Origin of the sequence: Streptomyces sp. JHA26, from assembly GCF_002005565.1 — a bacterium.
Taxonomy (GTDB): Bacteria; Actinomycetota; Actinomycetes; order Streptomycetales; family Streptomycetaceae; genus Streptomyces.
On the sequence record NZ_BDJC01000015.1, the window covers coordinates 16824 to 42289 of the forward strand.

The window sequence follows — 25466 nt, forward strand, 5'->3', positions numbered from 1 at the left end:
GCCTTCACCGAGTACGTACCCATCACGACCGCTGTGACGCTCCGTGGAGCACCCCCAGAAGACCGCAACAAGTCATCCTCTGGGGAAGTTTCGAGCCAACTTTGCTTTTCCGCAAGGGGCGAGGAAAGGAGGCCCCTCACACCCCACGGACACCAGTAATCCCAGCAGGACAATGCTGGACATCTCCTTACGAGTGCGTGTACATGTGGAGGCACTGCTGCGGCGCAGAACGACATGGGGGTTTGCGATGCTTTTGAGCAGTAAGCACCGGTCGGAAAGCCGGACACCATGAACGCCCCGCACCCTGCGAAAGTGGCTGGAATCGATTCAACTGTGCCGTCCCCCGCCCACACTGTCGCGTCCGCCGTCGCGGGTGCTTCCCCGGCCGCCCCGTCGAGCGGCCCGGGCACTTCGGGTGCGCCGGGCGCCCTGCTCCAGGACCGGCTCGCCGGCTGGGTGTCGGACCTGACGACCCTGCACGAACTCACCGAGCGCCTCGCCCGCACGGACTCCCTCGCCGAAGCGCTCCAGGAACTGCTGCGTGCCGGTGCCGCCCTGGTGGGCGCCCGGCGCGGACTCGTCGTCCTGGAACCGTCGGACGGCCTCGGCCCCGACAGCACCATCGGCCTCGGACTGGGCCGCGCCGACCTCGGCCACATCGAGACGGTGCCGCGCAGCTCGCTGCCGTACGGACGGATCCTGGAGGGGCTGCCCGTCACCGAGGGCGGCATCGCCGAGCCCGACCTGTTCGTCGAGGAGGGCCTCGACCCGCGCCACCGCGAGGTCGCCGCCCGCCTCGGCTACGCCGCCAGCTACGCCCTCCCCCTGTCCACCGAGCGCGCCGGGCGCCTCGGGGCCGCCGTCTGGCTCTACGACGAACCCGCCGAACCGCGCGAGCGGCAGCGGCACCTCGTCGGGCTGTACGCCCGGTACGCCGCCGAACACCTGGCCCGGCTCCTGGAGACCGAGCGCACGCGCGCGTGCATGGCGACCATGGCGGAGGAACTGCTCCCCTCGCGCCTGCCCCGGGTGCCCGGCGTGCAGCTCGCCGCCCGCCGCCGTACCGGCCCCCGCGGCGGTGGCGACTTCTGCGACGCCCTGCCGCTGCCGGACGCCGCGCTCGGCCTGGCCGTCGGCTCCGTCACCGGTTCCGGCCCCAGCGCCGTGGCCGCCACCGGACGGCTGCGCGCGTCCCTGCGGGCGTACGCCGTCATGGAGGGCGAGGACCCGGTCGCGGTCCTGTCCGACCTGGAACTGCTGCTGCGGCTCACCGAACCCGCCCGTTCGGCCACCGCCCTGTTCGGCTACTGCGAGCCCGCGCTGCGCCGGATCACCCTGGCCGGCGCCGGACACAGCCCGCCCCTGCTGATCGGCGAGCGGCGCACCGAGTTCGTCGAGACCTCCGTCTCCGCGCCGCTGGGCATGCTCGCCTGCTGGGAGGCACCGAGCGTGGAGGTCCGGGCCGAACCCGGAGAGACGGTTCTGCTGTACACCGACGGCCTGCTGCGCCGCACCGGCGACCCGGTCGACCGCGCCTTCGCACGGCTGCACGCCGCGGCGGCCGGCGTGCCGCGCGCCAAGCGCCACGACCCGGACGCCGTCGTCGACCACGTGCTGCGCACGGTGCTGCCGGACGGCGCGGACGAGGCGGACTCCGAGGAGGACGTGGTGCTGCTGGCGGTCCGCTTCGACCGGTGACGCGCCGCCGCCCGGTGTAACGGGTCCTTCGGCCCTGGGCCCCCTTCCGTACGACCGTACGATGGGGGTGGTCCAGTGCCGTATCAAGGAGGATGACCGTGGCGGAGGAGCTCACCCCGGCAGCAGACGATCCTGCTGCTGACGCAGCGGGCCCGGAAGCTGTGCTTGAGGACGCCGCTGACGCGACGGACGACGAGCCGATCAAGCAGCGCAAGAACGGCCTGTACCCGGGCGTGTCCGACGAGCTGGCCGAGAACATGAAGTCCGGCTGGGCCGACACGGAGCTGCGCGACCTGGAGCCGATCGCCCAGGCCGCCGAGACCGCCGCCCGCCGGGCCGCGCTGTCCGCGCGCTTCCCCGGTGAGCGCCTGGTGATCCCCGCGGGCAACCTGAAGACCCGCTCGAACGACACGGAGTACGCCTTCCGCGCCTCCGTCGAGTACGCCTACCTCACCGGCAACCAGACCGAGGACGGCGTCCTGGTGCTGGAGCCCGAGGGCGAGGGCCACAAGGCCACGATCTACCTGCTGCCCCGCTCCGACCGCGAGAACGGCGAGTTCTGGCTGAGCGGCCAGGGCGAGCTGTGGGTCGGCCGCCGCCACTCCCTCACCGAGGCGGAGAAGCTGTACGGCATCCCCGCCTCCGACGTGCGCGAGCTGGCCGACAGGCTGCGCGAGGCCACCGGCCCCGTGCGCGTCGTGCGCGGCCACGACGCCGGCATCGAGGCGGCGCTGACCGACAAGGTCACCGCCGAGCGCGACGAGGAGCTGCGCGTCTTCCTCTCCGAGGCCCGCCTGGTCAAGGACGAGTTCGAGATCGGCGAGCTGCAGAAGGCCGTCGACTCCACCGTCCGCGGCTTCGAGGACGTCGTGAAGGTCCTCGACAAGGCCGAGGCGACCAGCGAGCGCTACATCGAGGGCACCTTCTTCCTCCGCGCGCGCGTGGAGGGCAACGACGTCGGCTACGGCACCATCGCCGCCGCCGGCCCGCACGCCTGCACCCTGCACTGGGTCCGCAACGACGGCCCGGTCCGCTCCGGCGACCTGCTGCTGCTCGACGCGGGCGTGGAGACGCACACGTACTACACGGCGGACGTCACGCGTACCCTGCCGGTCAACGGCCGCTACAGCGAGCTGCAGAAGAAGATCTACGACGCCGTGTACGACGCCCAGGAGGCCGGCATCGCGGCCGTGAAGCCGGGCGCCAAGTACCGCGACTTCCACGACGCCGCCCAGCGCGTGCTGGCCGAGCGGCTCGTCGAGTGGGGCCTGGTCGAGGGCCCGGTCGAGCGGGTGCTGGAGCTGGGCCTGCAGCGCCGCTGGACGCTGCACGGCACCGGCCACATGCTCGGCCTGGACGTCCACGACTGCGCCGCCGCGCGCGTGGAGTCCTACGTCGACGGCACCCTGGAGCCCGGCATGGTCCTCACCGTCGAGCCCGGCCTGTACTTCCAGGCCGACGACCTGACCGTGCCCGAGGAGTACCGGGGCATCGGCGTCCGCATCGAGGACGACATCCTCGTCACCGAGGACGGCAACCGGAACCTGTCCGCCGGCCTGCCGCGCCGGTCGGACGAGGTCGAGGCGTGGATGGCTTCGCTGAAGGGCTGACCCTCGGGCCGACGGCCGGGTACCGCATCGGGTACCCGGCCGTCGGCATGTCCGGGGGGAGGACTCTTGTGGGCGCCTTTCGGTCCGCCGTCGGCGGGGGTCCGCAGCCGGGGTCTGCGCCGGGGTCCGCAGCCGGGACCGGTCGCCGGGGCCGGTCGCCGGGGCCCGGTCACCGGCGACCGACGGCCCGGCGGGCGGCGGGCGGCGACCAGGAGGCGGCGGTCGGCGACCAGGAGGCGGCGGTCGGCGACCAGGGGGCGGCGGGCGGCTGGCGGCGGGCGGTCACGGCATCCCGCGGGGCACGGCTGAGCGGCGTACGGCTGCGGGGACCCGCACGGCCGGACCATCCGGGGCGGGCTCGCGCTCCTCACCCGCGTGCCGGACGGCGCCACGGCCGTGTCCGTCACACCGCCACCAAGGGGGCGTCCTTCCGCCACTTGAGGATCTTGTCGAAGCTCACCACGGCCCCCGTCCGGCCCGGTGTGCCGCCGATGTGGACGTGGTCGGCGAGCTCCCGGATGAGACACAGGCCGCGCCCGTGCTCGGCGTCGGCGGGCACCGGACGGGCCGGACCGCCCGGCCGGCCGGAGGCACCCGCGTCGAAGCCGGGGCCCGTGTCGGCGACCTCGATGCGGCACCGCTCGCCGTCGAGGTAGGCCGTGACGCGGTACGCGTCCGAGGGGCCGCCGGGCTCGTCGTCCCCGCCGTGCTCCACGGCGTTGGCGCAGGCCTCGCTGAGGGCGACGGAGAGGTCGAAGGAGATGTCGGGGTCGACGCCCGCGGTCTCCATCGTGCCGAGCAGCAGGCGGCGGGCCAGCGGCACGCTCGCAGCCTCGCGCCGCAGATGGAGTGACCACCAGATGCTCATGCTCCAGCCTCCCGGCCGCGGCTCGACATACCGTTACGTATTGCCCCCCGTGCACGGCCGTAAGCGCTCCGTCCGCGCCGAACCGCCCGGACGGCGGATGCGACCGCCCCGGTGACCGGTGTATGTGGGACGGCTCGTACCAAGGGCGACCATCCGGTCGTACGGCATCTTGCGGACCTGCCGTACGGCGCGGGTGCCGTCAGTGCGATGATGAGCCCGCCATGACTGCCCCCCACCCGCCTTCGGCGCGTTCCGGGAACGACCTCCGGATTCTGCGGGCCGCGGTGTTCGCCGCGGTCTGCGTCGTGCTGGCCGCGGCGGGGCACACGTTCGCGTCCTGCGCCGCCGTGCCCCTGTGGACACTGGGCGCGGGATTCCTCGGGGCGGTCGTGGTCGCCGCGCCCCTCGCCGGGCGCGAGCGTTCGCTGCCCGGGATCGCGGCGCTGCTCGCGGTCGGCCAGACCGCTCTGCACACGCTGTTCGGACTCGGTCAGCACGGGGTCGCGGCGGTCACGACGGCGGCGCCCCCCGGCGTGGCGGACCCGCTGTCCGACGCCTCGCTGGTCCAGCAGGCCGCACGCCTGGTCTGCGGGACCACCGCCGCGGCGATCAGCCCGGTCCAGGCCCAGCGGATCCTCACCGACGCGCGGCTCGTCCCGGGTTCCGGCGCCCACACCGGCGCGGTACACCAACCGGCGGACGCCCTGGCCGCCGCCGGCTCCTCCGCGTCCCTGCTGCCGTCCCTGCCGATGCTGCTCGGCCACGTCCTCGCGGCGCTCGCCGCCGGCTGGCTGCTGCGACGCGGGGACCTGGCCGCGGCACGGCTCGTCGCGCTGTCGGCGCACTCGGCCCAGTCGATGGCCGAGGGAGCGTTCGTCCGCGCCCTGCGCGCCGCGCTCGCCCTGGTGCGCGCCCTGCACCGCGGGCTCGTCGGCGCACCCCGCACGGGGCCGCGTCCGCCGCGCACCGCCCTGCTCGCGCCGGCCCGGCCGCGCACCACCGCTCTCCAGCACACGGTGATCAGGCGCGGTCCGCCGAGCGCCCTCGCCCTCGCCGCCTGACACGACGCGACCACCGACCGCCGATCCGCTTCCGCCTCCGGGCCGGAGTGACGGAGGAGGGGCCGCCGTCGTGCGGCACGCGCGCGTGCGCGCGCACCCTTCCGACCACTCCCGACACCGGCTCCCCGCCGGGTCGTCACACGAAGCGGAGTACTCCGTTCATGAAGGTTTCCCGTATCGCCGCCGCCGGCTCCGCGGCCGGCATCGCCGTCCTCGCCCTCTCCGTCCCCGCCTTCGCGCACGTCAGCGTGCAGCCGGAGGGCACGGCCACCAAGGGCGGCTACGCGGTCGTCGACTTCAAGGTCCCCAACGAGCGGGACAACGCCTCCACCACCAAGCTGGAGGTCAACTTCCCCGCCGACCACCCGCTGGCGTCCGTCATGCCGCAGCCGATCCCCGGTTGGAAGGCCGAGGTCACCAAGGCCAAGCCCGCCAAGCCGCTGGAGGCGCACGGCGAGCAGATCACCGAGGTCGTCACCAAGGTGACCTGGACCGCCGACGGCAAGGGCGTCGAGCCCGGCTACTTCCAGAAGTTCCCCGTCTCCATCGGCGCGCTGCCCGAGGACACCGACGAACTGGTCTTCAAGGCGATCCAGACGTACTCCAACAAGGAGGTCGTGCGCTGGATCGAGGTGCCGCAGGAGGGCCAGGAGGAGCCCGACAACCCGGCGCCCGTGCTCGAACTGACCGCCGCCGAGGGCGACGACCACGGCGCGGCGGGCGCGAAGACCGGCACCGACGCCGGATCCACCGCACAGAACACCGCCGCCGACGGCTCCGCCGACTCCGGCGACAGCAGCGACACCACCGCCCGCGTCCTCGGCATCGTCGGCATCGTCGTCGGCGCGGCGGGCGTCGCGTACGGCGTCCTCGCCGGCCGCCGCCGGGACACCGGCGCCTCGGCGTAACCGCACCCCCCGCCGGTGTGCGCCGGGGTCCCGTTCGCGGGCCCCGGCGCACACCGGGCACATCACATCTGGGACATCTCTCCATGCGCAAGAAGACTTTCGCCGCGGCCGCATTGCTCGCCGCCGCCTCCCTCACCCTCTCCGCCTGCGGCAGCGGCGGTGACGGCGACAAGCCCGTCACCGTGGTCTCCGAGGACACCACCCAGCAGGCGGCCACGGTCCTCGACAAACCGTTCGAGAAGCCCGACCTGGTCCTCACCGACACCCAGGGCAAGCCGTACGACCTCCGCGAGCAGACCGCCGGCAAGCCCACCCTGATCTACTTCGGCTACACCCACTGCCCCGACGTGTGCCCGCTGACCATGAGCAACATCGCGGTGGCCAAGAAGCAACTGCCCCGGGCCGAGCAGGACAAGCTGCGCGTCGTGTTCGTCACCACCGACCCCGAACGGGACACCCCCGCCGCGCTCGGCACGTGGCTCAAGGGCATCGACCCCCAGATCATCGGTCTGACCGGCGACTTCGACACCGTCCAGGCCGGCGCCCGCACCCTCGGCATCTCCATCGACCCGCCGACCAAGGACAAGGACGGCAACGTCGTCTCGACCCACGGCACCCAGGTCATCGCCTTCTCCCCGAAGAACGACGCCGGCTACGTCCTCTACGGCAAGGACGCCACCGTCGACGACTACACCGAGGACCTCCCCGAGCTGATCAAGGGGGAGAACCCGTGATCCGCCGCCCCGCCCTGGCCGCCGCGACGGTGATCGGCGCCCTGCTCCTCGCAGGCTGCGGCGGCTCCGGTTCCGACGCGGCCGCCGCACTCTCCGTCGAAGCCGCCTACATACCGCAGCCGGTCTCCGACACGATGGCCGCCGGTTTCCTCACCATCACCAACGAGGGCGACGCCGAGGACGAGCTCACGTCCGTCACCAGCGCGGCCGGCGAGGTCACCGTCCACGAGACCGTCGGCGGCGCGATGAAGCGGGTCGACCGCCTGCCCGTGCCCGCACACGGCGAACTCGTGCTCGAGAGCGGCGGCAACCACCTGATGTTCGAAAAGCTGACGCACAGGCCCGAACAGGGTGAGACGGTCTCCGTCGAGCTCCACTTCGCCCACTCCGACCCCGTCACGGTCGAGATGCCGGTGAAGGCGGCCACGTACCGGCCCACCACCGGTCACACCGGACACTGAGGGAGGGACCACCTTGACCCGGACCACCGCCCCCCGCGTGCGGACCCTGGTGCTGCTGTTCCTGGCCGCGGTCTGCGCGCTGTTCGCCGCCGCCGGCCCGGTCTCGGCGCACGCCGCGCTGACCGGCAGCGACCCCCGGCAGGGGGCGGTGGTCGACAAGGCCCCGGCCCAGGTGTCGCTCACCTTCTCCGAGGCGGTCTCCCTGGACGACGACTCACTGCGCGTCCTCGACCCCAAGGGCGGGCGCGTCGACGACGGCCGGCCCGTCGGCACGGGCGGCACGACGTACGCCGTGAAACTCCACGCCGGCCTGCCCGACGGCACCTACACGGTCGCCTACCAGGTCGTCTCCGCCGACAGCCACCCGATCTCCGGCGCCTACACCTTCTCCGTCGGCGCCCCCTCCCGGACCTCCGTCTCCGTCGACGACCAGGACGCGGGCGGCGGCATCGTCGGTGTGCTGTACGGCATCGGGCGGTACGTGTCCTACGCCGGGTTCGTCGTCCTGGCCGGCGGCGCCGCCTTCGTCCTCGCCTGCTGGCCGCGCGGCTCCGGCGTACGGCCCCTGCAGCGGCTCGTCGTCTCCGGGTGGCTCGCGCTCACCGCCGCCACCCTGCTGCTGCTCCTGCTGCGCGGCTCCTACACCGGCTCCGGGAAGCTCGGCGACGTCTTCGACCTGAGCCTGCTCGGACAGGTCCTGCAGACCAAGAGCGGCGCCTCACTGGTCTCCCGGCTGCTGCTGCTCGCCGCGGCGGCGCTGTTCATCACCGTGCTCTTCGGCGCGTACGACAAGCGTGAGGACGAGGAGAAGAAGGACCTCACCTTCGGGCTCGCGGTCGGCGGAACCGTCGTGGCCGCCGGGATCGCGGCGACCTGGGCGCTGTCCGAGCACGCCTCCGTCGGCCTCCAGGCCGGCCTCGCCATGCCGGTCGACGTCGTCCACCTGCTGGCCGTCGCCGGCTGGCTCGGCGGGCTCACCGCCCTGGTCACCGCCCTGTACCGGGCCCCCGCCGACACCCCCGTCCCCGCCACCGCCGTACGCCGCTTCTCCAGCGTCGCCTTCGGCAGCGTGGTCACGCTCGTGGTGACCGGCGTCTACCAGTCCTGGCGCCAGCTCGGCTCCTGGTCCGCCTTCACCGACACCCGCTACGGACAACTGCTCCTCGTCAAGATCGCCCTCGTCGCGGTGATGGTCGGCACCGCCTACTTCTCGCGGCGGTGGACCGCGCAGCTGGCCCGGACGCCGGGCGTGGTCGCCCCGCGGCGGGAGAAGGAACAGGTCTCCGTGACCGGCGGTTCGGCGGCACCGGAGGACTCCGGCAGCTCGGCGGCACCGGAAGCGTCGAAGGATTCCGGCGGCTCGGCGGCACCGGCGTCGTCGAAGGGCCCCGGTGGCTCGGCGTCGTCGAAGGCGCCGAAGGCGTCGAAGGCGTCGAAGGACTCCTCCGTCCCCCGGGCGACGGACGCGTCGAAGGGTTCCGGCGACTCCCGGCGCGCCGCCCAGCTCGCCCGGCAGCGGGCCGCCATGGACACCGCCCGGCAGAAACGCCTGCGGGACGCCGACCCCCGCCGCCTCGGGCTGCGCCGGTCCGTCCTCGCCGAGGCGGGCGTCGCCGTCGTCCTGCTCGCCGTCACCACCGTGCTGACCCAGACCGAACCCGGACGCACCGAGCAGGAGGCCCGGGCCGCGGGCCGGACCTCCGCCTCCCCGTCCACCGCGGCGACCGGAGCCGTGACCCTGGACATGCCCTTCGACACCGGAAGCGCGAACGGCAAGGGCGTCGTACGGGTCGAGCTCTCCCCCGCCCGGACCGGCGACAACGACCTGCACCTCTTCGTCGAGGACCCGGACGGCCGCGCCGTCGACATCCCCGAGATCAAGATCGCCTTCACCCTGGAGGCCAAGGACCTCGGGCCCCTGCCCGTCGTCCCCGACCACATCACCACCGGACACTGGTCGGCGAGCGGTGTGCAGCTCCCGATGGCCGGCGACTGGAAGGTCGCCGTCACCGTGCGCACCTCCGACATCGACCAGGTGACCCTCTCCAAGAACGCGCAGATCGGCTGAACCGCACCATGGCTGACCAGTCCCTCCCGGAGACCCGCACCCACGGAACGACGCCCGGGGCACCCGCCGGGCCCGGCCCGCACGACGCCGGCGACGCCGCCCCGCGCGAGGGCATCTCACGGCGCCGGCTCCTCGGCACCGCCGGTGCCACCGGGCTCGTGCTGGGTGCGGCGGGCGGCGCCGTGGGATACGCCGCCGCACCCTCCTCCGCCGCCACACCGCTCACCTCCCTGGGCAGCGGGCGGGTGATGTTTCACGGGAAACACCAGCCCGGCATCACCACCCCGATGCAGGCCCGCGGGCACCTCGTCGCCTTCGACCTGAAGCCGGGCGCCGGGCGCAAGGAGGCCGCCGCCCTGCTGCGCCGCTGGTCCGACACCGCCCGGCGGCTGATGGCGGGCGAACCGGCCGGATCCGGTGACACGGACGTCGCCCGGGACGCGGGCCCCTCCTCCCTGACCGTCACCTTCGGCTTCGGCCACAGCTTCTTCGGCCGGACCGGACTGGAGCGGCAGCGCCCGGCCGCCCTCGATCCCCTGCCCGACTTCTCCTCCGACCACCTCGACAAGGCCCGCAGCAACGGTGACCTGTGGGTGCAGATCGGCGCCGACGACGCCCTGGTCGCCTTCCACGCGCTGCGCGCGATCCAACGGGACGCCGGGTCGGCCGCCCGCGTGCGCTGGCAGATGAACGGTTTCAACCGCTCACCGGGCGCCACCGACCGTCCCATGACCACCCGCAACCTCATGGGCCAGGTCGACGGCACCCGCAACCCCGATCCGGCCGGCCCCGACTTCGACGAGCGGATCTTCGTGCCCGAGAAGGGCGAGCCCGCGTGGATGGCGAACGGCTCCTACGTCGTCGTACGCCGCATCCGGATGCTCCTCGACGACTGGGAGGAGCTGTCCGTCGAGGCCCAGGAGCAGGTCATCGGGCGACGCAAGTCCGACGGCGCACCCCTGTCCGGGGGCACCGAGACGACCGAGATGGACCTGGAGAAGACGGACGGGTCCGGAAAACTGGTCGTCCCGATCAACGCGCACGCCCGCATCACCCGTCCCGACCAGAACGGCGGTGCCACCCTGCTGCGCCGCCCGTTCTCGTACCACGACGGCTTCGACACCGACGGTGCCCCCGACGCGGGCCTCCTCTTCATCTGCTGGCAGGCCGACCCGTTGCGCGGCTTCGTACCGGTGCAGCGCAAGCTGGACCGCGGGGACGCGCTGTCGCGGTTCGTCCGGCACGAGGCCAGCGGCCTGTTCGCCGTACCGGGCGGGGCCGCGGAGGGCGAGTACGTGGGGCAGCGGCTGCTGGAGGGATGACCCGCCGCTCCGGCACGTCGCCCCGTGGGGTGGCGGGCCGGAGAAGCGTGCTCGCCGTCCGGCAGGGCCACTAAGGTGAGGCTCATGCCCGCCAGTTACGCGTATCTCGGTCCCGAAGGCACGTTCACCGAAGTCGCCCTGCGCACCCTTCCCGAGGCGGCGACCCGGGAACTGGTCCCCTACGTGTCCGTCCAGTCCGCGCTCGACGCCGTGCGCGTCGGCGAGGCGGAGGCCGCGTTCGTGCCGATCGAGAACTCCGTCGAGGGCGGCATCACCACCACCCTCGACGAGCTGGTCGCCGGTCAGCCCTTGATGATCTACCGCGAAGTGCTGCTGTCCATCACCTTCGCGCTGCTGGTCCGCCCCGGCACCGGACTGTCGGACATCAAGACGGTCACCGCCCACCCCGCCGCCCAGCCCCAGGTGCGCAACTGGCTCAAGGCGCACCTGCCCGACGCGGTCTGGGAATCGGCCGCCTCCAACGCCGACGGCGCCCGCCTCGTGCAGGAGGGCCGGTACGACGCCGCCTTCGCCGGCGAGTTCGCCGCCGAGAGGTACGGCCTGGAGGTCCTCGAGTCCCAGATCCACGACGCGGAGAACGCCCAGACGCGGTTCGTGCTCGTGGGCCGCCCCGCCCGGCCCGCGGCGCCCACGGGCGCGGACAAGACGTCCGTCGTGCTCTGGCAGCGCGACGACCACCCCGGTGGGCTGCGCGACCTGCTGGGCGAGTTCGCCACCCGGGGCATCAACCTGATGCTGCTCCAGTCCCGGCCCACCGGCGCCGGCATCGGCAACTACTGCTTCTGCGTCGACGCCGAGGGCCACATCTCCGACCGACGGGTGGCCGAGGCCCTGATGGGTCTGAAGCGGATCTGTCTCCAGGTGCGGTTCCTGGGGTCGTATCCGCGTGCGGAGGTCGATCCGGCGGACGTGGCGCCCCTGCGGCGGGGGACCTCGGACGAGGAGTTCACCGCGGCGGCGGACTGGGTGGCGCGGTGCCAGGACGGTCGTTTCTGACCGGGCGCATCCACTGATCGTCGTTATCCACAGAAGTTATCCACAGGTCTGCTTCTCGACGTGGGGACAAGTCGATAACGACGTTCCTTTCGGTCGACAAATCCCCCTACGGGTATCGATTTCATCCACAGGCGCCCAGTCCACCCTTCGCCTCCCTGCTTCCTGTCCTTCATCCTCCAGAGTGGTCCGCTTTCACTCGAAAGTGAGCATGCAGGGGGTTTGACGCAGGAATTCTTCGCCCAGCATGCCCCTGCCTGTCCGTTTAGGAGGGATCACTTCCGGAGTCCACAGATCTTTCGCACAGGCTGTGGATAACTTTTCCCGAACCATGCGGCCTGTGGACAGCCGAGCCCCCGCAGCCCTCCCAAGTCCCGCTCCGCGCAAGGAGATCGGTCAACCTGGCGCCCGCCGCCTGCGTCGTTCCGGGGAAGGGGAAGCCCTATGTTGACAGGCCCGGCACAGGGGCTCAAAGGGTGCTATTTCCCCCACGGCGGAGCGTGCGGGAACGCGGTCGGCAATAGTGAGTCGTGAGCCGTCACCGCGCACCGGTAGCCTTGACCGCGTGATTGACCTTCGCCTGCTCCGTGAGGACCCCGACCGTGTGCGCGCGTCGCAGCGTGCCCGTGGAGAGGACGTCGCGCTCGTCGACTCCCTCCTGTCTGCCGACGAGCGGCGCAGGTCGTCCGGCGTCCGCTTCGACGAGCTGCGCGCCGAGCAGAAGGGCCTCGGCAAGCTCATCGGCAAGGCCACCGGTGACGAGAAGGCGGAGCTGCTGAAGCGCGCGAGCCAGCTCGCCGCCGACGTCAAGGCCGCCGACGCCGAGCGTGACGCCGCCGACGCCGAGACCCAGGAGCTGCTCCAGCGGCTCGGCAACCTCGTCCATCCCGACGTGCCCGTCGGCGGCGAGGAGGACTTCGTCACGCTGGAGACGCACGGCACGCACCGCGACTTCGCCGCCGAGGGCTTCGAGCCCCGCGACCACCTGGAGCTGGGCCAGCTGCTCGGCGCCATCGACGTCGAGCGCGGCGCAAAGGTCTCCGGCTCGCGCTTCTACTTCCTGACCGGCGTCGGCGCGCTCCTGGAGCTCGCCCTCGTCAACGCGGCGATCGCCCAGGCGACGGCGGCCGGCTTCACGCCGATGCTGACCCCGGCACTGGTGCGCCCGCAGTCGATGGCCGGCACCGGCTTCCTCGGGCAGGCCGCCCAGGACGTCTACCACCTCGACAAGGACGACCTGTACCTGGTCGGCACGTCCGAGGTCCCGCTCGCCGCGTATCACATGGACGAGATCCTCGACGCCGACCGGCTGCCGCTGCGCTACGCCGGCTTCTCGCCCTGCTTCCGCCGCGAGGCGGGCTCGCACGGCAAGGACACCCGGGGCATCTTCCGCGTGCACCAGTTCGACAAGGTCGAGATGTTCTCCTACGTCCTTCCCGAGGACTCGCAGGCGGAGCACCAGCGCCTGCTGGAGTGGGAGAAGCAGTGGCTGACGTCGCTGGAACTGCCGTTCCGGGTCATCGACGTCGCCTCCGCCGACCTGGGCGCCTCGGCGTCGCGCAAGTTCGACTGCGAGGCGTGGATCCCGACCCAGGGCAAGTACCGCGAGCTGACCTCGACCTCGGACTGCACCGAGTTCCAGTCCCGCCGTCTGTCGATCCGCGTCCGCGAGGACAAGAAGGTGCGTCCGCTGGCGACGCTCAACGGCACGCTGTGCGCGGTGCCGCGCACGATCGTGGCGATCCTGGAGAACCACCAGCAGGCCGACGGCTCGGTGCGCGTGCCCGAGGTGCTGCGCCCGTACCTGGGCGGCCGGGAGGTCCTGGAACCGGTGGCGAAGTGAGCGACACCGGTTCCGCCGGCGGCTTCCCGTACCGGCTGGTCGCCACCGATCTCGACGGCACGCTGCTGCGCAGCGACGACACGATCTCGTCGCGCACCCGTGACGCGCTCGCCGCGGCCACCGCGGCGGGCGCGGCCCACATCGTGGTCACCGGGCGTGCGGTGCCGTGGACCCGGCACATACTGGACGACCTGGGGTACGACGGCCTCGCCGTCTGTGGCCAGGGCGCGCAGGTATACCACGCCGGGGAACACCGGCTGCTGACCTCGGTCACGCTGGACCGCCAGCTGGCCGGGGTGGCGCTGGCCAAGATCGAGGCGGAGACCGGTCCGCTGTACCTGGCGGCGAGCCGCGACGGTCTGGAAGGCGACGTCCTGGTCGGCCCGGGCTACGAGGTCGGCGGTCACCTCCCGGCGGTTCCGTTCACCGACGCGTCGGACCTGTGGTCCGCTCCGCTGAACAAGATCTACATCCAGCACCCGACGCTGTCGGACGACGAACTGGCGGAGACCGCCCGGCAGGCCGCGGGCGGTTTCGTCACGGTCGTCATGGCCGGTGCCGGTGTCGTCGAGCTTCTTCCGCTGGGCCTCTCGAAGGCGACGGGGCTGTCCCTGGCGGCCCGCCGTCTGGGTCTGAAGGCGGCGGACACGATCGCCTTCGGCGACATGCCCAACGACATCCCGATGTTCGGCTGGGCCGCCCGGGGCGTGGCGATGGCCAACGCCCACGAGGAACTGAAGGCCGTGGCCGACGAGGTGACGTCCTCGAACGACGAGGACGGGATCGCCGTGGTGCTGGAGCGGTTGTCGTCCTGACGGTGGTCTGAAACGGTCCGGGCGGCACCGGCGTCCCCGTCGGTCGGCCCACGCGAGGCGTCTCGCGTGCTCGAAGCGGCCGCCGATTCGCCGGCGCCGCCCGGCCTCGTGCAGTCTCCACAGTGCCGGTACGGCAAGCCGGGCGCCACCGATTAAAACGGACCTATGGTGCCTCGCCGCCCGCGTCCCCTCGGGGCCGGGACCCGGTCATTCCTCTCCCGCGAGCGTCAGCGACCGCAGCTTCTGGCCGGCGTACCAGGTCGCGAGCACGGTGACCGCGACCAGCAGCACCGTCGCGGTCGGCAGGCCCACGTCGGAGGAGACCAGATTGCCGTCGGCGACCTTCTGGGCCACGGCCAGCGACCACTGCTGGACGCTCAGGGTGCGGGCGCCGGGCACGAGGGAGCCGAACAGGGCCTCCCAGACGAGGGCGTAGACGAGTCCGAAGACCACCGCGTGCCGGGAGACCGTGCCCAGCAGCAGGAAGAGCGCGGCGTAGGCGATGGAGGCGACCAGCGCGGCGATCGTGTAGGCGACGGCGACCTGCTGGCCGTTGCCGTTGAGGATCAGGCCGGCGAGCAGGGTGGGCACAGCGGAGAAGACCATGGTCACGGCGATGGCGACGATCAGCTTGGTGAAGATGATCGTCGGCCGCTTGATGGGCTTGGACAGCAGATACACCACCGAGCCGTCGTCGATCTCGGGGCCGATGGCGCCGGTGCCCGCGATGACGCCGATGATCGGCACCATGGTGGCGAGCGCGAAGCCGCCGAGCACGTCGGACGCCGTCTGGTCGTCGGCCCCGGTGAGCGCCCGCACCGCCACGGCGATGACGAGCAGCAGCAGGGGGAGCGCACCGAGGATGAGGGCCCGGCGGCGGCCGAGCAGGGCCCGGTAGGTGAGCCGGGCGACTGTGGGGTCGTACATTCTTCGGCCTCCTACGCCGCGACGAGGTACGAGAAGACGGACTCGAGGGACTCGTCGGACGGCGAGACCGTGAGCAGCCGGATGCCGTGGTCGCGGGCGACCTTGGGCAGCAGAGCCGTGAACCGGCCGAAGTCGACGGCCTGGATGCGCAACGCTCCCTCGGCGAGGTCCACCTCGATGCCGGACGTCGACGGATCGGCGATCAGCGCCGCCGCGAGGGCGCGGTCGTCGCTGGAACGCACCAGGTAGCGGTGCGGTCGGTCGGTCATCAGGCGGCGGATCTTGCGGAAGTCGCCGCTGGCCGCGTGGCGGCCGGCGACGATGACCTCGATGTGCCAGGCGAGCTGCTCGACCTCTTCGAGGATGTGCGAGGAGAACAGCACCGTGCGGCCCTCGTCGCCCATGCGGCGCAGCAGGTCCATCAGCTGCATGCGCTGGCGCGGGTCCATGCCGTTGAACGGCTCGTCGAGCAGGAGCAGCGAGGGCTGGTGGACGAGGGCGGAGGCCATCTTCACCCGCTGCCGCATGCCCTTGGAGTACGTGCCGATCTTGCGGTCCTGCGCGTGTTCCATCTCGACGGTGGCGAGCGCCTCCTGGGCCGCCTTGGCACCCAGGCCGTGCAGTTCGGCGTTGGCGAGGACGAACTCGCGGCCGGTGAGGAAGTCGTACATCGCCTCCCGTTCGGGGACGACACCGATGTGCTTGTAGATGGTCTCGTTGCGCCAGACCTGCTGTCCGTCGAGGGTGACGGTGCCGGTGGAGGGGGCGAGGAAGCCGCCCATCATGTTGATGAGGGTGGACTTCCCGGCGCCGTTGGGGCCGAGGAGGCCGGTGACGCCGGGGCCGATCGTCATGGTGATGTCGTTGACGGCGACCACGTTGCCGAACCAGCGGGAGACGTGGTCGATGTTCAGCGTGGTCACAGTCCCACCTTCTTGTAGCGGCGCATCAGGAGCCCGTAGGCGCCGGCGATCAGGCCCAGGGTGACGAGGACGTACACCGCGCCCTCCGCGGTGCTCGGTCCGCTTCCGCCGGGGAAGGAGGACGTGGCGCCCAGGAAGGCGGACTGCACGCCGTCGATGAGGGTGATCGGCGAGAACAGGCCGATCCAGGCGATGGATCCGGAGCTGTCCTGGACCTCCGCGATGGCCTGGAGCGTGGAGACCGCTCCGTAGGTGATGGTCAGGACGGCGATGACGGCGGCGATGCCGAAGCCGCGGCGCGGGGTGACCGAGGCGATGACCAGGCCGAGGCCGGCGAAGAGCAGCGAGAGCAGTGCCACGGAGACGAGTCCTTGGGCGAACCCCTTGGTCTGGTCCGCGAAGTCGAGTTTCGCGAGCAGGGCGCCCGCATAGAGCACCAGCAGGGGGGCGGCGGTGAGGATGAAGAGCGCCGAGGCCAGTGCCGCGTACTTGGCGCGGACGTAGTCGGTCGTCTCGATGGGCCGCGAGAAGTAGAGCGGCACGGTCTTGAAGCGCAGGTCGCGCGAGACGGACTGGGGTGCCTGAGCGGCGACGTAGAGGCTGATGACGGCCTGGAGGACGATCGCGTAGCGCGTGTAGTCCAGGGGCAGGTCGTTCGCCTTGGTGGCGACGGCGACGGCGACCATGATGCCGGCGGGCAGGCACATCACCACGAACAGCAGCATCGGCAGGACCTTGGACTTGGCCGAGCGGCCGAGGCCGTAGGCGCCGCGCAGGGACTGCGAGTACAGGGAGCGGCGGGCGTAGGCGCGGCCGAGGCGGGGGCCGTCGTAGCTGCGGTAGCCGATGTTGTGGATGCGGGTCTGGTCGCCCGGCATCGTGGCCGGTGTCGGCAGGGGCTGTTCAGTTGTCATGGCCGACCGCCTCCTTCCGTGCTGCGTCGCTGTCCCTGAAGACCTCCGAGATGTGGTGCCTGCGCTGCTCCATGCGCACCAGGCCGAGACCGAGGTCCGCGATGACGTCGCGGACGAGGTCGTACGTCTCGTCGCCCGACGCGCTGAGCAGCAGGATGTGGCCGGCACCGGGCAGCCCGCTGCCGTCCTCGGTGGTCACCCCGCGCGCGTGGAGCGCGTCGCGGACCGCGCGGGTGCCGTCGGGGTGCTCGTCGGTGTCGGTGACCTCGATCGCGAGGGTCGTCGTGGTCTGGGTGAAATCGGTGGTGGAGCTGGAACGCAGCAGCTTGCCGCCGTCGACGACGACGACGTGGTCGCAGGTGCGTTCCAGTTCGCCCAGCAGGTGCGAGGTGACGAGGACCGAGATGCCGAAGTCGGTGTGGACGCGGCGGATGAGGCCGAGCATCTCGTCACGGCCGACCGGGTCGAGGCCGTTGGTCGGCTCGTCCAGGAAGACCAGCTGCGGATCGTGGACGAGGGCCTGCGCGAGCTTCACGCGCTGCTTCATGCCGGTCGAGTAGCCGCCGATGGGGCGGTAGCGCTCCTCGTACAGGCCGACGTGGCGCAGGGTGTCGGCGGTCCGTTCGCGCGCGGCGGTCGGCGGCAGGCCGGACATGCGCGCCATGTGGACGACGAACTCGGTGGCCGAGACGTCGGGCGGCAGGCAGTCGTGTTCCGGCATGTAACCGACCCGCTCGCGGATGTCGGCGCCCTTGGTGGCGACGTCGAGACCGAGCACTTCGGCCCGGCCCTCGGTGGCGGGGGACAGGCCCAGAAGGATCTTGATCAGGGTGGACTTGCCGGCGCCGTTGGCGCCCACGAGTCCGGTCACACCGGGTCCGATGTCCACGGAGAGCCGGTCGATCGCGGTCACCCGGGGGAACCGCTTGCTCAGGCTTTCGGTCGCGATCACAGTCACATCCACGACAGTAGTGACGACCGCCACTTCGGTCGTCAGACCGGAGAGCCGTCTTGGGGTCAGACTCGAGGAGTACGAGCCCGTAGGGGATGCCGTACCTGAGGGCCATGGCGCGGGCCACGGGCCGCGCCGTGACGCCCTATTGACGCTGGGTCTAACAACTGGGAGATTCGGCGGTGCCGCGTACCGGACGAGCAGGGCGGTCGGCGGGGGCGGCCGGGACGGGTGGCACGGGGAGCGCCTTCTGGCTGGACGACGGGCTGCCGCGCGTGCGGCGGCCGGGCGGAGGAGAGATGACGGTGCTGGACGGTGCGCGGGAGCGCCGGGTGCGCTCGGGCGAGGTGGAGCTGTGCGTGGCCGAGCTGGGCGACCCGCGGCAGCCGACGGTCGTTCTGGTGCACGGTTACCCGGACAGCAAGGAGGTCTGGTCCGAAGTGGCCGCCCGCCTCGCGGGGCGGTTCCACGTGGTGCTCTACGACGTCCGGGGCCACGGCCGGTCCAGCGCGCCGAGCCCGCTGCGCGGCGGGTTCACGCTGGAGAAGCTGACGGACGACTTCCTGGCCGTCGTGGACGCGGTCAGCCCGGACCGGCCCGTGCACCTGGTGGGCCACGACTGGGGCTCGGTGCAGTCCTGGGAGTTCGTCACGGTCGCGCGCACCGAGGGCCGCATCGCCTCCTTCACCTCGATGTCGGGACCGTCCCTCGACCACTTCGGCCACTGGATCAACCGGCGGATCAAGCGGCCCACCCCTCGCCGGGTGGGCCAGCTCCTCGGCCAGGGCGCCAAGTCCTGGTACGTCTACCTGCTGCACACGCCGGTGCTGCCCGAACTGGCCTGGCGCGGCCCCCTCGGCAGGCGCTGGCCGGGAATCCTGCGACGCGTGGAGCAGGTGCCCGGCGGCGACTACCCGACCGCGTCCCTGCCGGCGGACGCCGCGCACGGAGCCTGGCTGTACCGGGACAACGTCCGGCCCCGGCTGCGGCACCCGCGCGACGACGCCCACGCCCACGTGCCCGTCCAGCTGGTCACGCCCCTCGGTGACGCCTTCCTGTCGGAGCGGCTCTACGACGAACTGGAGCAGTGGGCGCCGCGGCTCACCCGCCGCACCCTTCCCGCCAAGCACTGGGTGCCGCGCACCCGGCCCGACCGGCTGGCGGACTGGATCACGGAGTTCGTCACCACCGTCGAGGACGGGCGGACCGAGGTGACGGCGAGCGGCAGGCACGCCGACCGCTTCGGCGGCCAACTGGTCCTCGTCACCGGTGCGGGCAGCGGCATCGGCCGGGCGACGGCGCTCGCGTTCGCGGAGGCCGGCGCGCGCGTGGTGGCCGTCGACCGGGACGCCGGGTCCGCGGCCCGCACCGCGGAACTGTCCCGGCAGGCCGGTGCCCGGCAGGCGTGGGCGGAGACCGCCGACGTCTCCGACGAGCAGTCCATGGAGAAGCTCGCGGCCAGGGTCGCCGCGGAGTACGGCGTGGTGGACGTCCTCGTGAACAATGCCGGGATCGGCCTGTCGGGCTCCTTCTTCGACACCACGCCGCAGGACTGGGAGAAGGTCCTCGACGTCAACCTGTGGGGCGTGATCCACGGTTGCCGCCTCTTCGGCCGGCAGATGGCCGAGCGGGGACAGGGCGGCCACATCGTGAACACCGCCTCGGCCGCCGCCTTCCTGCCCTCCAGGGCGCTGCCCGCCTACAGCACCTCCAAGGCGGCCGTACTGATGCTGAGCGAGTGCCTGCGCGCCGAGCTGGCAGGTCAGGGGATCGGCGTCACGGCGATCTGCCCCGGCCTCGTCAACACCGGCATCACCTCGACGGCACGCTTCACCGGGGTGGACGCGGACGAGGAGAAACGCCGGCAGCGGCGCGCCGCCCGGCTGTACGGGGTGCGCAACTACCCGCCGGAGAAGGTCGCCGACGCGATCCTGGAGGCCGTGGTGCACGACCGGGCCGTCGTCCCGGTCACGCCCGAGGCACGCGGCGCACACCTCATGTCCCGCTTCCTGCCGGGGGCGTTGCGCAGGCTCGCCCGGGTGTCGCCGCCGCTTTAGTTTCCACAGGAACGCCCCGGAGGCCTGTGGACAACCTTATGTGGCTGTGGATCAAACCTCCGGCCATATATCGATCGCGTGATACGCGTCTCTCCCGGCACCCTGGCCGTATGGACAGAGAGCAGGCCGTATGAACAGAGAACAGAGGGACGACAGACGCACCGTGAAGGTGTCCAAGTACCTGTCGAAGCACCTGCGGCACCAGCCGGACCGCATAGGGCTCACGCTCGACGGGGCCGGCTGGGTCGAGATCGACACACTGATCGCCGCGGCCGCCGCGCACGGCTTCCGCTTCACCCGGCAGGAGCTGGACCACGTGGTCGCCATCAACGACAAACGGCGCTTCGCCGTCGAGGGCACCCGCATCCGGGCCAGTCAGGGCCACAGCATCGACGTGGAACTCGGACTGCCCGCGGCGGACCCGCCTGCGTACCTCTACCACGGGACCGTGGCCCGTTCCCTCGACGCGATCCGCGCCGAGGGGCTGCGTCCCATGAACCGGCACGACGTACACCTCTCACCGGACCGGGAGACCGCCACCCGGGTCGGCGCCCGCCGCGGCCGGCCGGTCGTGCTGTCGGTGGACGCCGCCGCCATGCACCGTGACGGCCACGTCTTCCACGTCAGCGCGAACGGGGTCTGGCTGACCAAGGCCGTACCTCCGCGCTATCTCCGCTTCCCCGGCCCACGCTGATCCCGCATGATCGAAGGCATGGATCATCTGCCCACCACCGAATCCGCCGTGGCCGCCCTCGTCACCGTCGCCGCGGAGTACGCGCGTGAGATCGAGGTGACCCATGACATCGGCGCCGATCAGACCTCCCGCCGCAGCGCCGCGGGCGTGGGCGTGACCACGGATCCCGACGGTTCCCTCCCCCACGAGGCCTTCGTCGAGTTCGGCGGGGATCCCCGGGTGAGCGTGCGGCTCCTCCCCGAGGGCGACGCGCTGATCACCGTCGACACCGTGGAGTTCCCCGACATCCCGCGCGACGACGTGCCCGCGTTCCTCCGCTCCGTCTTCGGCGGTACGGCCCATGTCCGGGCCCGCAGCTTCCCGCCCGGCTACCGCCTGGTCGTGCCGCTGCCCGGTGATCGCACGCACAAGGAACTCGTGCCGATGACTCTCCTCACCCCTTGGCTGAGCAGTCGCGTGCGATGACGGCAGCGGCTGTTTCACGTGAAACCCCCCTGGGCGTTTCACGTGAAACTTGGAGGTCCGCATAGGCTCGGTGGCATGAGCCTGCGTCTGAGCACCGTGATCCTCCCGTACCGCCGCTGGCACGACGGCGGCCGTTCGACCTGGACGCGCGCCGAGCAGCTCGGTTTCCACAGCGCGTACACCTACGACCACCTGTCCTGGCGGAGCTTCCGGGACGGCCCGTGGTTCGGTGCCGTGCCGACGCTGACCGCCGCCGCGGCCGTCACCGAGCGGCTGCGTCTGGGCACCCTGGTGACCTCGCCGAACTTCCGGCACCCGGTGACCCTCGCCAAGGAGCTGATCTCCCTCGACGACATCTCCGGCGGCCGGGTCACCCTGGGCATAGGAGCGGGCGGGACCGGATTCGACGCCACCGCGCTCGGTCAGGAACAGTGGACGCCGCGCGAGCGGGCCGACCGGTTCGCCGAGTTCCTCCAGCTGCTCGACCGACTGCTCACGGAGGAGGCGGTGTCGTACCAGGGCGACTTCTACTCGGCGCACGAGGCGCGCAACATCCCCGGCTGTGTGCAGCGGCCCCGGCTGCCGTTCGCGGTGGCCGCCACCGGCCCGCGCGGAATGCGGCTCGCGGCGCGGTACGGGCAGGCGTGGGTGACCACCGGTGATCCGAAGCTGTACGAGAACGGCACTCCGGAGCAGTCGGTCCAGGCCCTGCGGGGACAGGCCGAGAAGCTGGCCGACGCCTGCGCCGCGATCGGCCGCGACGTGGACGAGCTCGACAAGGTGCTGCTCACCGGCTTCACACCGGACCGGAGCCGGCCGCTGGAGTCCGTGGACGCGTTCGTGGACTTCGCGGGGATCCACCAGGACCTGGGCTTCACCGAGATCGTCGTGCACTGGCCGATCCCCGGTTCGGACTTCGCGGCGGACGAGAAGGTCTTCGAGAAGATCGCCCTGGAGGCGCCTGCGCAGCTGGGGTGACCCCGCGGCGAGACGATCGGCCGGGGCGGACGGACCGGGCGCTGCCGCCGGGAGGGGCGTACCTGCCGGAAAAGCCACGTCTGCCGGAAAGGCCACGCCTGCTGAGGGAGGCCACGCCTCCTGGGAGAGGTCACGCCTCCCGAGAGAGGGGCGCCGATGGGAGCCGTAGCTCACATATGTGCGGACTCCCGCACGGGCGTGCGGGCATATGCGTGACAATGGCCGGGTGACCTCAGCGACCCGACAGCCCGAGACCCCGGTCGCCGCCGTGCGCCCGCGACTGATCGCCACCGACCTGGACGGCACGCTGCTGCGCGACGACAAGTCGGTCTCCCCGCGCACGGTCGCCGCACTGGCGGCCGCCGAGAAGGCGGGGATCGAGGTCTTCTTCGTCACCGGCCGCCCCGCCCGCTGGATGGACGTCGTCAGCGAGCACGTCCACGGCCACGGCCTCGCCATCTGCGGCAACGGCGCGGCCGTGGTCGACCTGCACGGCGGACCCGGCGCCCACCGCTTCGTGAAGGTCCGGGAGCTGGCCCGCGAGAACGCACTGGACACCGTACGGCTGCTGCGCGACGCGGCACCCGGCACGTTGTACGCGGTGGAGCAGACGTACGGCTTCCACCAGGAGCCGGCGTACCCGAAGATGCACATCGAGGTGCCCGACACCCTCGCGCCCGCCGAGGAGCTGCTGGCACCGGACGGACGCGCCGCGGCCGAGCCGGTCCTCAAGATCCTGGCGTTCCACCCCGACCTGGAGCCGGACGCCTTCCTCGCGCTGGCCCGCATCGCCATCGGCGACCGCGCCAACGTCACCCGGTCCAGTCCCAGCGCCCTGCTGGAGATCAGCGGCCCGGAGGTCTCCAAGGCCAGCACGCTGGCCCTGTGCTGCGCCGAGCGCGGCATCTCGCACGAGGAGGTCGTCGCCTTCGGCGACATGCCGAACGACGTCGAGATGCTCACCTGGGCAGGGCAGTCCTACGCCATGGGCAACGCGCACCCGGACGTGATCGCCGCCGCGTCCGGGCGGACGGTCGCCAACAACGACGACGGGGTGGCCGTCGTGATCGAGCGCATCCTGGCGGAGATGCCGTAACGACCGGATCCGGGCCGGGTCACGTACCGGCTCGGTCGGAGCGGGCCCCGCGCTGCTTCGGCCAGGGCACCGGGTCCAGGGCCGAGCCCGCCTCCGGTGTGACCCGCCTCCCGAAGCGCAGGTGCGGCCCGGTGGAATTGCCGGTGCTGCCCGACTGCCCGATCCACTGCCCCCGTCGGACCCGCTCCCCCTGGTCGACGGCGAACGGCGGCTAGACGGCGGCGAGACGGGCGCATGCCGGCGATCGTGGACCGCAGGCGGACCCGCGGTCGTGTTCGTGCAGTGCGGGTGGGTGACCGCTTGCTGCCCATGGCCCGGCGCGGTTGCCGCACACGCGGCAACCGCGCCCCCTCACACCGTCTCAGTACGGTGCCTCCCACAGCACTGTCGTCCCGCTGCCGTCCGTGCCGACGCCGGGCCCGACGCGGCTGACGCCGCCGAGGGTCTCCGCACGGCGTGCGAGATTGCGCAGGCCACTGCGCCGGCCGCCCTCGGGGATGCCGACGCCGTCGTCCGCGACGGTCAGCCGGACACCCGGCCGACCGTCCGGCAGGGTCGCCTCCGCGTCGACGACCACGTCGATCCGGGTGGCCCGGGCGTGCCGGAAGGCGTTGGACAGGGCCTCGCGCAGGGCGGCGATGAGGTTCTTGCCGATCGGGTCGCCGACCGCTTCGTCGACCGGACCGACGAAGCGGTGCGAGGGCGTGAAGCCCAACGGCACGGCCGCCATGGCGATCTCGCGCAGCACCCGGGCGCGCAGCCCCGCGGGAGCCTCGGCGGGCTGCCGCAGCGCGAAGATCGCCGAGCGGATCTCCTGGATGGTCACGTCGAGTTCGTCGACGGCCCTGCCCACGCCGTCGCGCACCTCGGGCGCGAGCGGTCCGCGCCGGGCGCTCTCCAGCATCATCCCCGTGGCGAACAGCCGCTGGATGACGAGGTCATGCAGGTCCCGGGCGATGCGGTCACGGTCCTCGTACACGGCGAGCCGTTCCCGGTCACGCTGCGCGTCGGCCATCATCAGCGCCAGCGCGGCCTGTGCGGCGAACTGCCCGCCGAGCGCGCGCTCCGTCCGCGTGAACGGACGACCGCCCCGGGCCCGGGGCATGACCAGGCTGCCGAGGATCCGCCCGTCGCTGCACAGCGGCAGCAGCATGACCGGCCCGTAGGCGCGTACCGGTCCGGCCTCCAGCCGCGGGTCGGTGGCCGCGTCGTCGATGAACACGGCTCGTCCGGCGAGGAGTTCGGTGACCACACCGTTGTCCGACGGTATGACCGTGCCCAGCGCGTCCGTGGGCCGCGGCGCCGCGACGGCGGCGATCTCCATGCCTCCCCCGTCGGCGGTCAGCAGCACGATTCCGGCAGCCGCGCCGGAGAGCCGACGGGCCTGCTCCGCGACGACCTGGAGCGCGTCGTCGGTGTCGCCGCCGGACAGCAGCGCGGTGGTGACGGCGACCGACCCGTCGATCCAGCGCTCCCGCTGCTGCGCGGACTCGTACAGCCGCGCGTTGCCGATGGCGATACCGGCCTCCGTGGCGAGGACGCGGACCATGGCGAGGTCGCAGTCGTCGAACGGCTCGCCGTACCGCTTGTCGGTCACGTAGAGGTTCCCGAAGATCTCCCCCTGCACTCGGACGGGCACCCCGAGGAAGCTGCGCATCGGCGGGTGGTGCTCGGGGAAGCCGCAGGAGCGGGGGTCGTCGGTCAGGTCCGCGAGCCGGACCGGCTCCGGGTCGCGGATGAGGGCTCCCAGTAGGCCCTTGCGGCCGTCGGGCAGGTGTCCGATCCGCCGGACGGTCGCCTCGTCGATGCCGTGGTGGACGAAGTCGGCGAGGCCGTCGCCGTCCTCGGCGACGACGCCGATGGCCGCGTACCGTGCGTCCGCGAGGTCGGCAGCGGTCTCGCAGATCCGATTCAGCGTGGAGTGCAGCTCCAGCCCGGTGCCGACCGACCGCATCGCCTCCAGCAGCTTCGGCACCCGCGCCAGGAGTTCGGACGGGGCTCCGTCGCGGGGCGGAGGGCGGCCGGGGAGCGGGGCTGCGGACATGGACCGAGCCTAAT

General features: G+C 72.2%; 22 protein-coding genes and 1 pseudogene. 16 read left to right on the forward strand and 7 right to left on the reverse strand.

Annotation, left to right across the window (positions count from 1 at the left end; translation table 11 throughout):
• Positions 1-288: 288 nt before the first annotated feature.
• Together JHAT_RS12075 and JHAT_RS12080 are read left to right on the forward strand one after the other, a co-directional pair.
• Positions 289-1698: a PP2C family protein-serine/threonine phosphatase gene (locus JHAT_RS12075; RefSeq protein WP_077798109.1), complete on the forward strand. Its 1410-nt coding sequence runs from the start codon at positions 289-291 to the stop codon at positions 1696-1698.
• Positions 1699-1796: 98 nt separating this feature from the next.
• Positions 1797-3308: an aminopeptidase P family protein gene (locus tag JHAT_RS12080; RefSeq protein ID WP_077798208.1), complete on the forward strand. Its 1512-nt coding sequence runs from the start codon at positions 1797-1799 to the stop codon at positions 3306-3308.
• Positions 3309-3711: 403 nt separating this feature from the next.
• Here the strand turns inward: JHAT_RS12080 and JHAT_RS12085 are convergent, their stop codons facing one another.
• Positions 3712-4176 carry an ATP-binding protein gene (locus JHAT_RS12085; protein ID WP_077798110.1) on the reverse strand — a complete coding sequence of 155 codons (465 nt, stop codon included), beginning with the start codon at positions 4174-4176 and terminating at the stop codon, positions 3712-3714.
• 221 nt (positions 4177-4397) lie between these two features.
• Between JHAT_RS12085 and JHAT_RS12090 the strand changes: the two genes are divergently transcribed.
• From JHAT_RS12090 to JHAT_RS12130, 9 genes are all read left to right on the forward strand, one after another.
• Positions 4398-5237, forward strand: a complete 840-nt coding sequence (locus JHAT_RS12090; protein WP_077798111.1) for a hypothetical protein — start codon at positions 4398-4400, stop codon at positions 5235-5237.
• Positions 5238-5398: 161 nt separating this feature from the next.
• Complete coding sequence (locus tag JHAT_RS12095; RefSeq protein WP_077798112.1) at positions 5399-6145, forward strand: YcnI family protein; 747 nt, start codon at positions 5399-5401, stop codon at positions 6143-6145.
• A gap of 83 nt (positions 6146-6228) precedes the next feature.
• Positions 6229-6879 carry an SCO family protein gene (locus JHAT_RS12100; protein ID WP_077798113.1) on the forward strand — a complete coding sequence of 217 codons (651 nt, stop codon included), beginning with the start codon at positions 6229-6231 and terminating at the stop codon, positions 6877-6879.
• Entirely contained in the window at positions 6879-7340 is a 462-nt protein-coding gene (locus JHAT_RS12105) for a copper chaperone PCu(A)C (protein WP_171990859.1), read from the forward strand. Before JHAT_RS12100 ends, JHAT_RS12105 begins: the two co-directional genes overlap by 1 nt.
• 13 nt (positions 7341-7353) lie before the next feature.
• Positions 7354-9408 carry a copper resistance CopC/CopD family protein gene (locus JHAT_RS12110; RefSeq protein ID WP_077798115.1) on the forward strand — a complete coding sequence of 685 codons (2055 nt, stop codon included), beginning with the start codon at positions 7354-7356 and terminating at the stop codon, positions 9406-9408.
• Between the two features lie 8 nt (positions 9409-9416).
• Positions 9417-10730, forward strand: a complete 1314-nt coding sequence (efeB, locus tag JHAT_RS12115) for an iron uptake transporter deferrochelatase/peroxidase subunit (protein ID WP_077798116.1) — start codon at positions 9417-9419, stop codon at positions 10728-10730.
• Positions 10731-10814: 84 nt separating this feature from the next.
• Positions 10815-11747: a prephenate dehydratase gene (pheA, locus tag JHAT_RS12120; protein ID WP_077798117.1), complete on the forward strand. Its 933-nt coding sequence runs from the start codon at positions 10815-10817 to the stop codon at positions 11745-11747.
• A gap of 562 nt (positions 11748-12309) precedes the next feature.
• Positions 12310-13587 carry a serine--tRNA ligase gene (serS, locus tag JHAT_RS12125; protein WP_077798118.1) on the forward strand — a complete coding sequence of 426 codons (1278 nt, stop codon included), beginning with the start codon at positions 12310-12312 and terminating at the stop codon, positions 13585-13587.
• Positions 13584-14402 (forward strand): HAD family hydrolase, encoded by an 819-nt coding sequence (locus JHAT_RS12130; protein ID WP_077798119.1) that lies wholly within the window; start codon positions 13584-13586, stop codon positions 14400-14402. The genes serS and JHAT_RS12130 overlap by 4 nt, the downstream gene beginning before the upstream one ends.
• Before the next feature lie 207 nt (positions 14403-14609).
• Here the strand turns inward: JHAT_RS12130 and JHAT_RS12135 are convergent, their stop codons facing one another.
• From JHAT_RS12135 to JHAT_RS12150, 4 genes are read right to left on the reverse strand one after another with little or no spacing between them, the layout of a single operon-like run.
• Complete coding sequence (locus JHAT_RS12135; RefSeq protein ID WP_077798120.1) at positions 14610-15329, reverse strand: ABC transporter permease; 720 nt, start codon at positions 15327-15329, stop codon at positions 14610-14612.
• 11 nt (positions 15330-15340) lie between these two features.
• The gene (locus JHAT_RS12140) at positions 15341-16252 is read right to left on the reverse strand and encodes an ABC transporter ATP-binding protein (RefSeq protein ID WP_077798121.1); all 912 of its coding nucleotides are present in this window, start codon (positions 16250-16252) and stop codon (positions 15341-15343) included.
• Positions 16249-17166 carry an ABC transporter permease gene (locus tag JHAT_RS12145; RefSeq protein ID WP_171990853.1) on the reverse strand — a complete coding sequence of 306 codons (918 nt, stop codon included), beginning with the start codon at positions 17164-17166 and terminating at the stop codon, positions 16249-16251. The genes JHAT_RS12140 and JHAT_RS12145 overlap by 4 nt, the downstream gene beginning before the upstream one ends.
• Positions 17156-18118: an ABC transporter ATP-binding protein gene (locus JHAT_RS12150; RefSeq protein WP_077798123.1), complete on the reverse strand. Its 963-nt coding sequence runs from the start codon at positions 18116-18118 to the stop codon at positions 17156-17158. Before JHAT_RS12150 ends, JHAT_RS12145 begins: the two co-directional genes overlap by 11 nt.
• A 299-nt stretch (positions 18119-18417) precedes the next feature.
• Between JHAT_RS12150 and JHAT_RS12155 the strand changes: the two genes are divergently transcribed.
• From JHAT_RS12155 to JHAT_RS12175, 5 genes are all read left to right on the forward strand, one after another.
• Positions 18418-20175 (forward strand): SDR family oxidoreductase, encoded by a 1758-nt coding sequence (locus JHAT_RS12155; RefSeq protein WP_077798124.1) that lies wholly within the window; start codon positions 18418-18420, stop codon positions 20173-20175.
• Between the two features lie 130 nt (positions 20176-20305).
• The gene (locus JHAT_RS12160) at positions 20306-20869 is read left to right on the forward strand and encodes an RNA 2'-phosphotransferase (RefSeq protein ID WP_077798125.1); all 564 of its coding nucleotides are present in this window, start codon (positions 20306-20308) and stop codon (positions 20867-20869) included.
• A gap of 6 nt (positions 20870-20875) precedes the next feature.
• A complete protein-coding gene (locus tag JHAT_RS12165) occupies positions 20876-21334 on the forward strand; it encodes a hypothetical protein (protein WP_077798126.1) in 459 nt (152 codons plus the stop codon).
• A 75-nt stretch (positions 21335-21409) separates the two neighbouring features.
• Positions 21410-22312: an LLM class flavin-dependent oxidoreductase gene (locus JHAT_RS12170; RefSeq protein WP_077798127.1), complete on the forward strand. Its 903-nt coding sequence runs from the start codon at positions 21410-21412 to the stop codon at positions 22310-22312.
• 208 nt (positions 22313-22520) lie between these two features.
• Entirely contained in the window at positions 22521-23408 is an 888-nt protein-coding gene (locus tag JHAT_RS12175) for a Cof-type HAD-IIB family hydrolase (protein ID WP_171990854.1), read from the forward strand.
• 19 nt (positions 23409-23427) lie between these two features.
• Here the strand turns inward: JHAT_RS12175 and JHAT_RS12180 are convergent.
• Positions 23428-23610, reverse strand: a pseudogene (locus JHAT_RS12180) (M23 family metallopeptidase); the annotation flags it as partial.
• A 159-nt stretch (positions 23611-23769) separates the two neighbouring features.
• Positions 23770-25452: a GAF domain-containing sensor histidine kinase gene (locus JHAT_RS12185; protein ID WP_077798129.1), complete on the reverse strand. Its 1683-nt coding sequence runs from the start codon at positions 25450-25452 to the stop codon at positions 23770-23772.
• Positions 25453-25466: the final 14 nt, after the last annotated feature.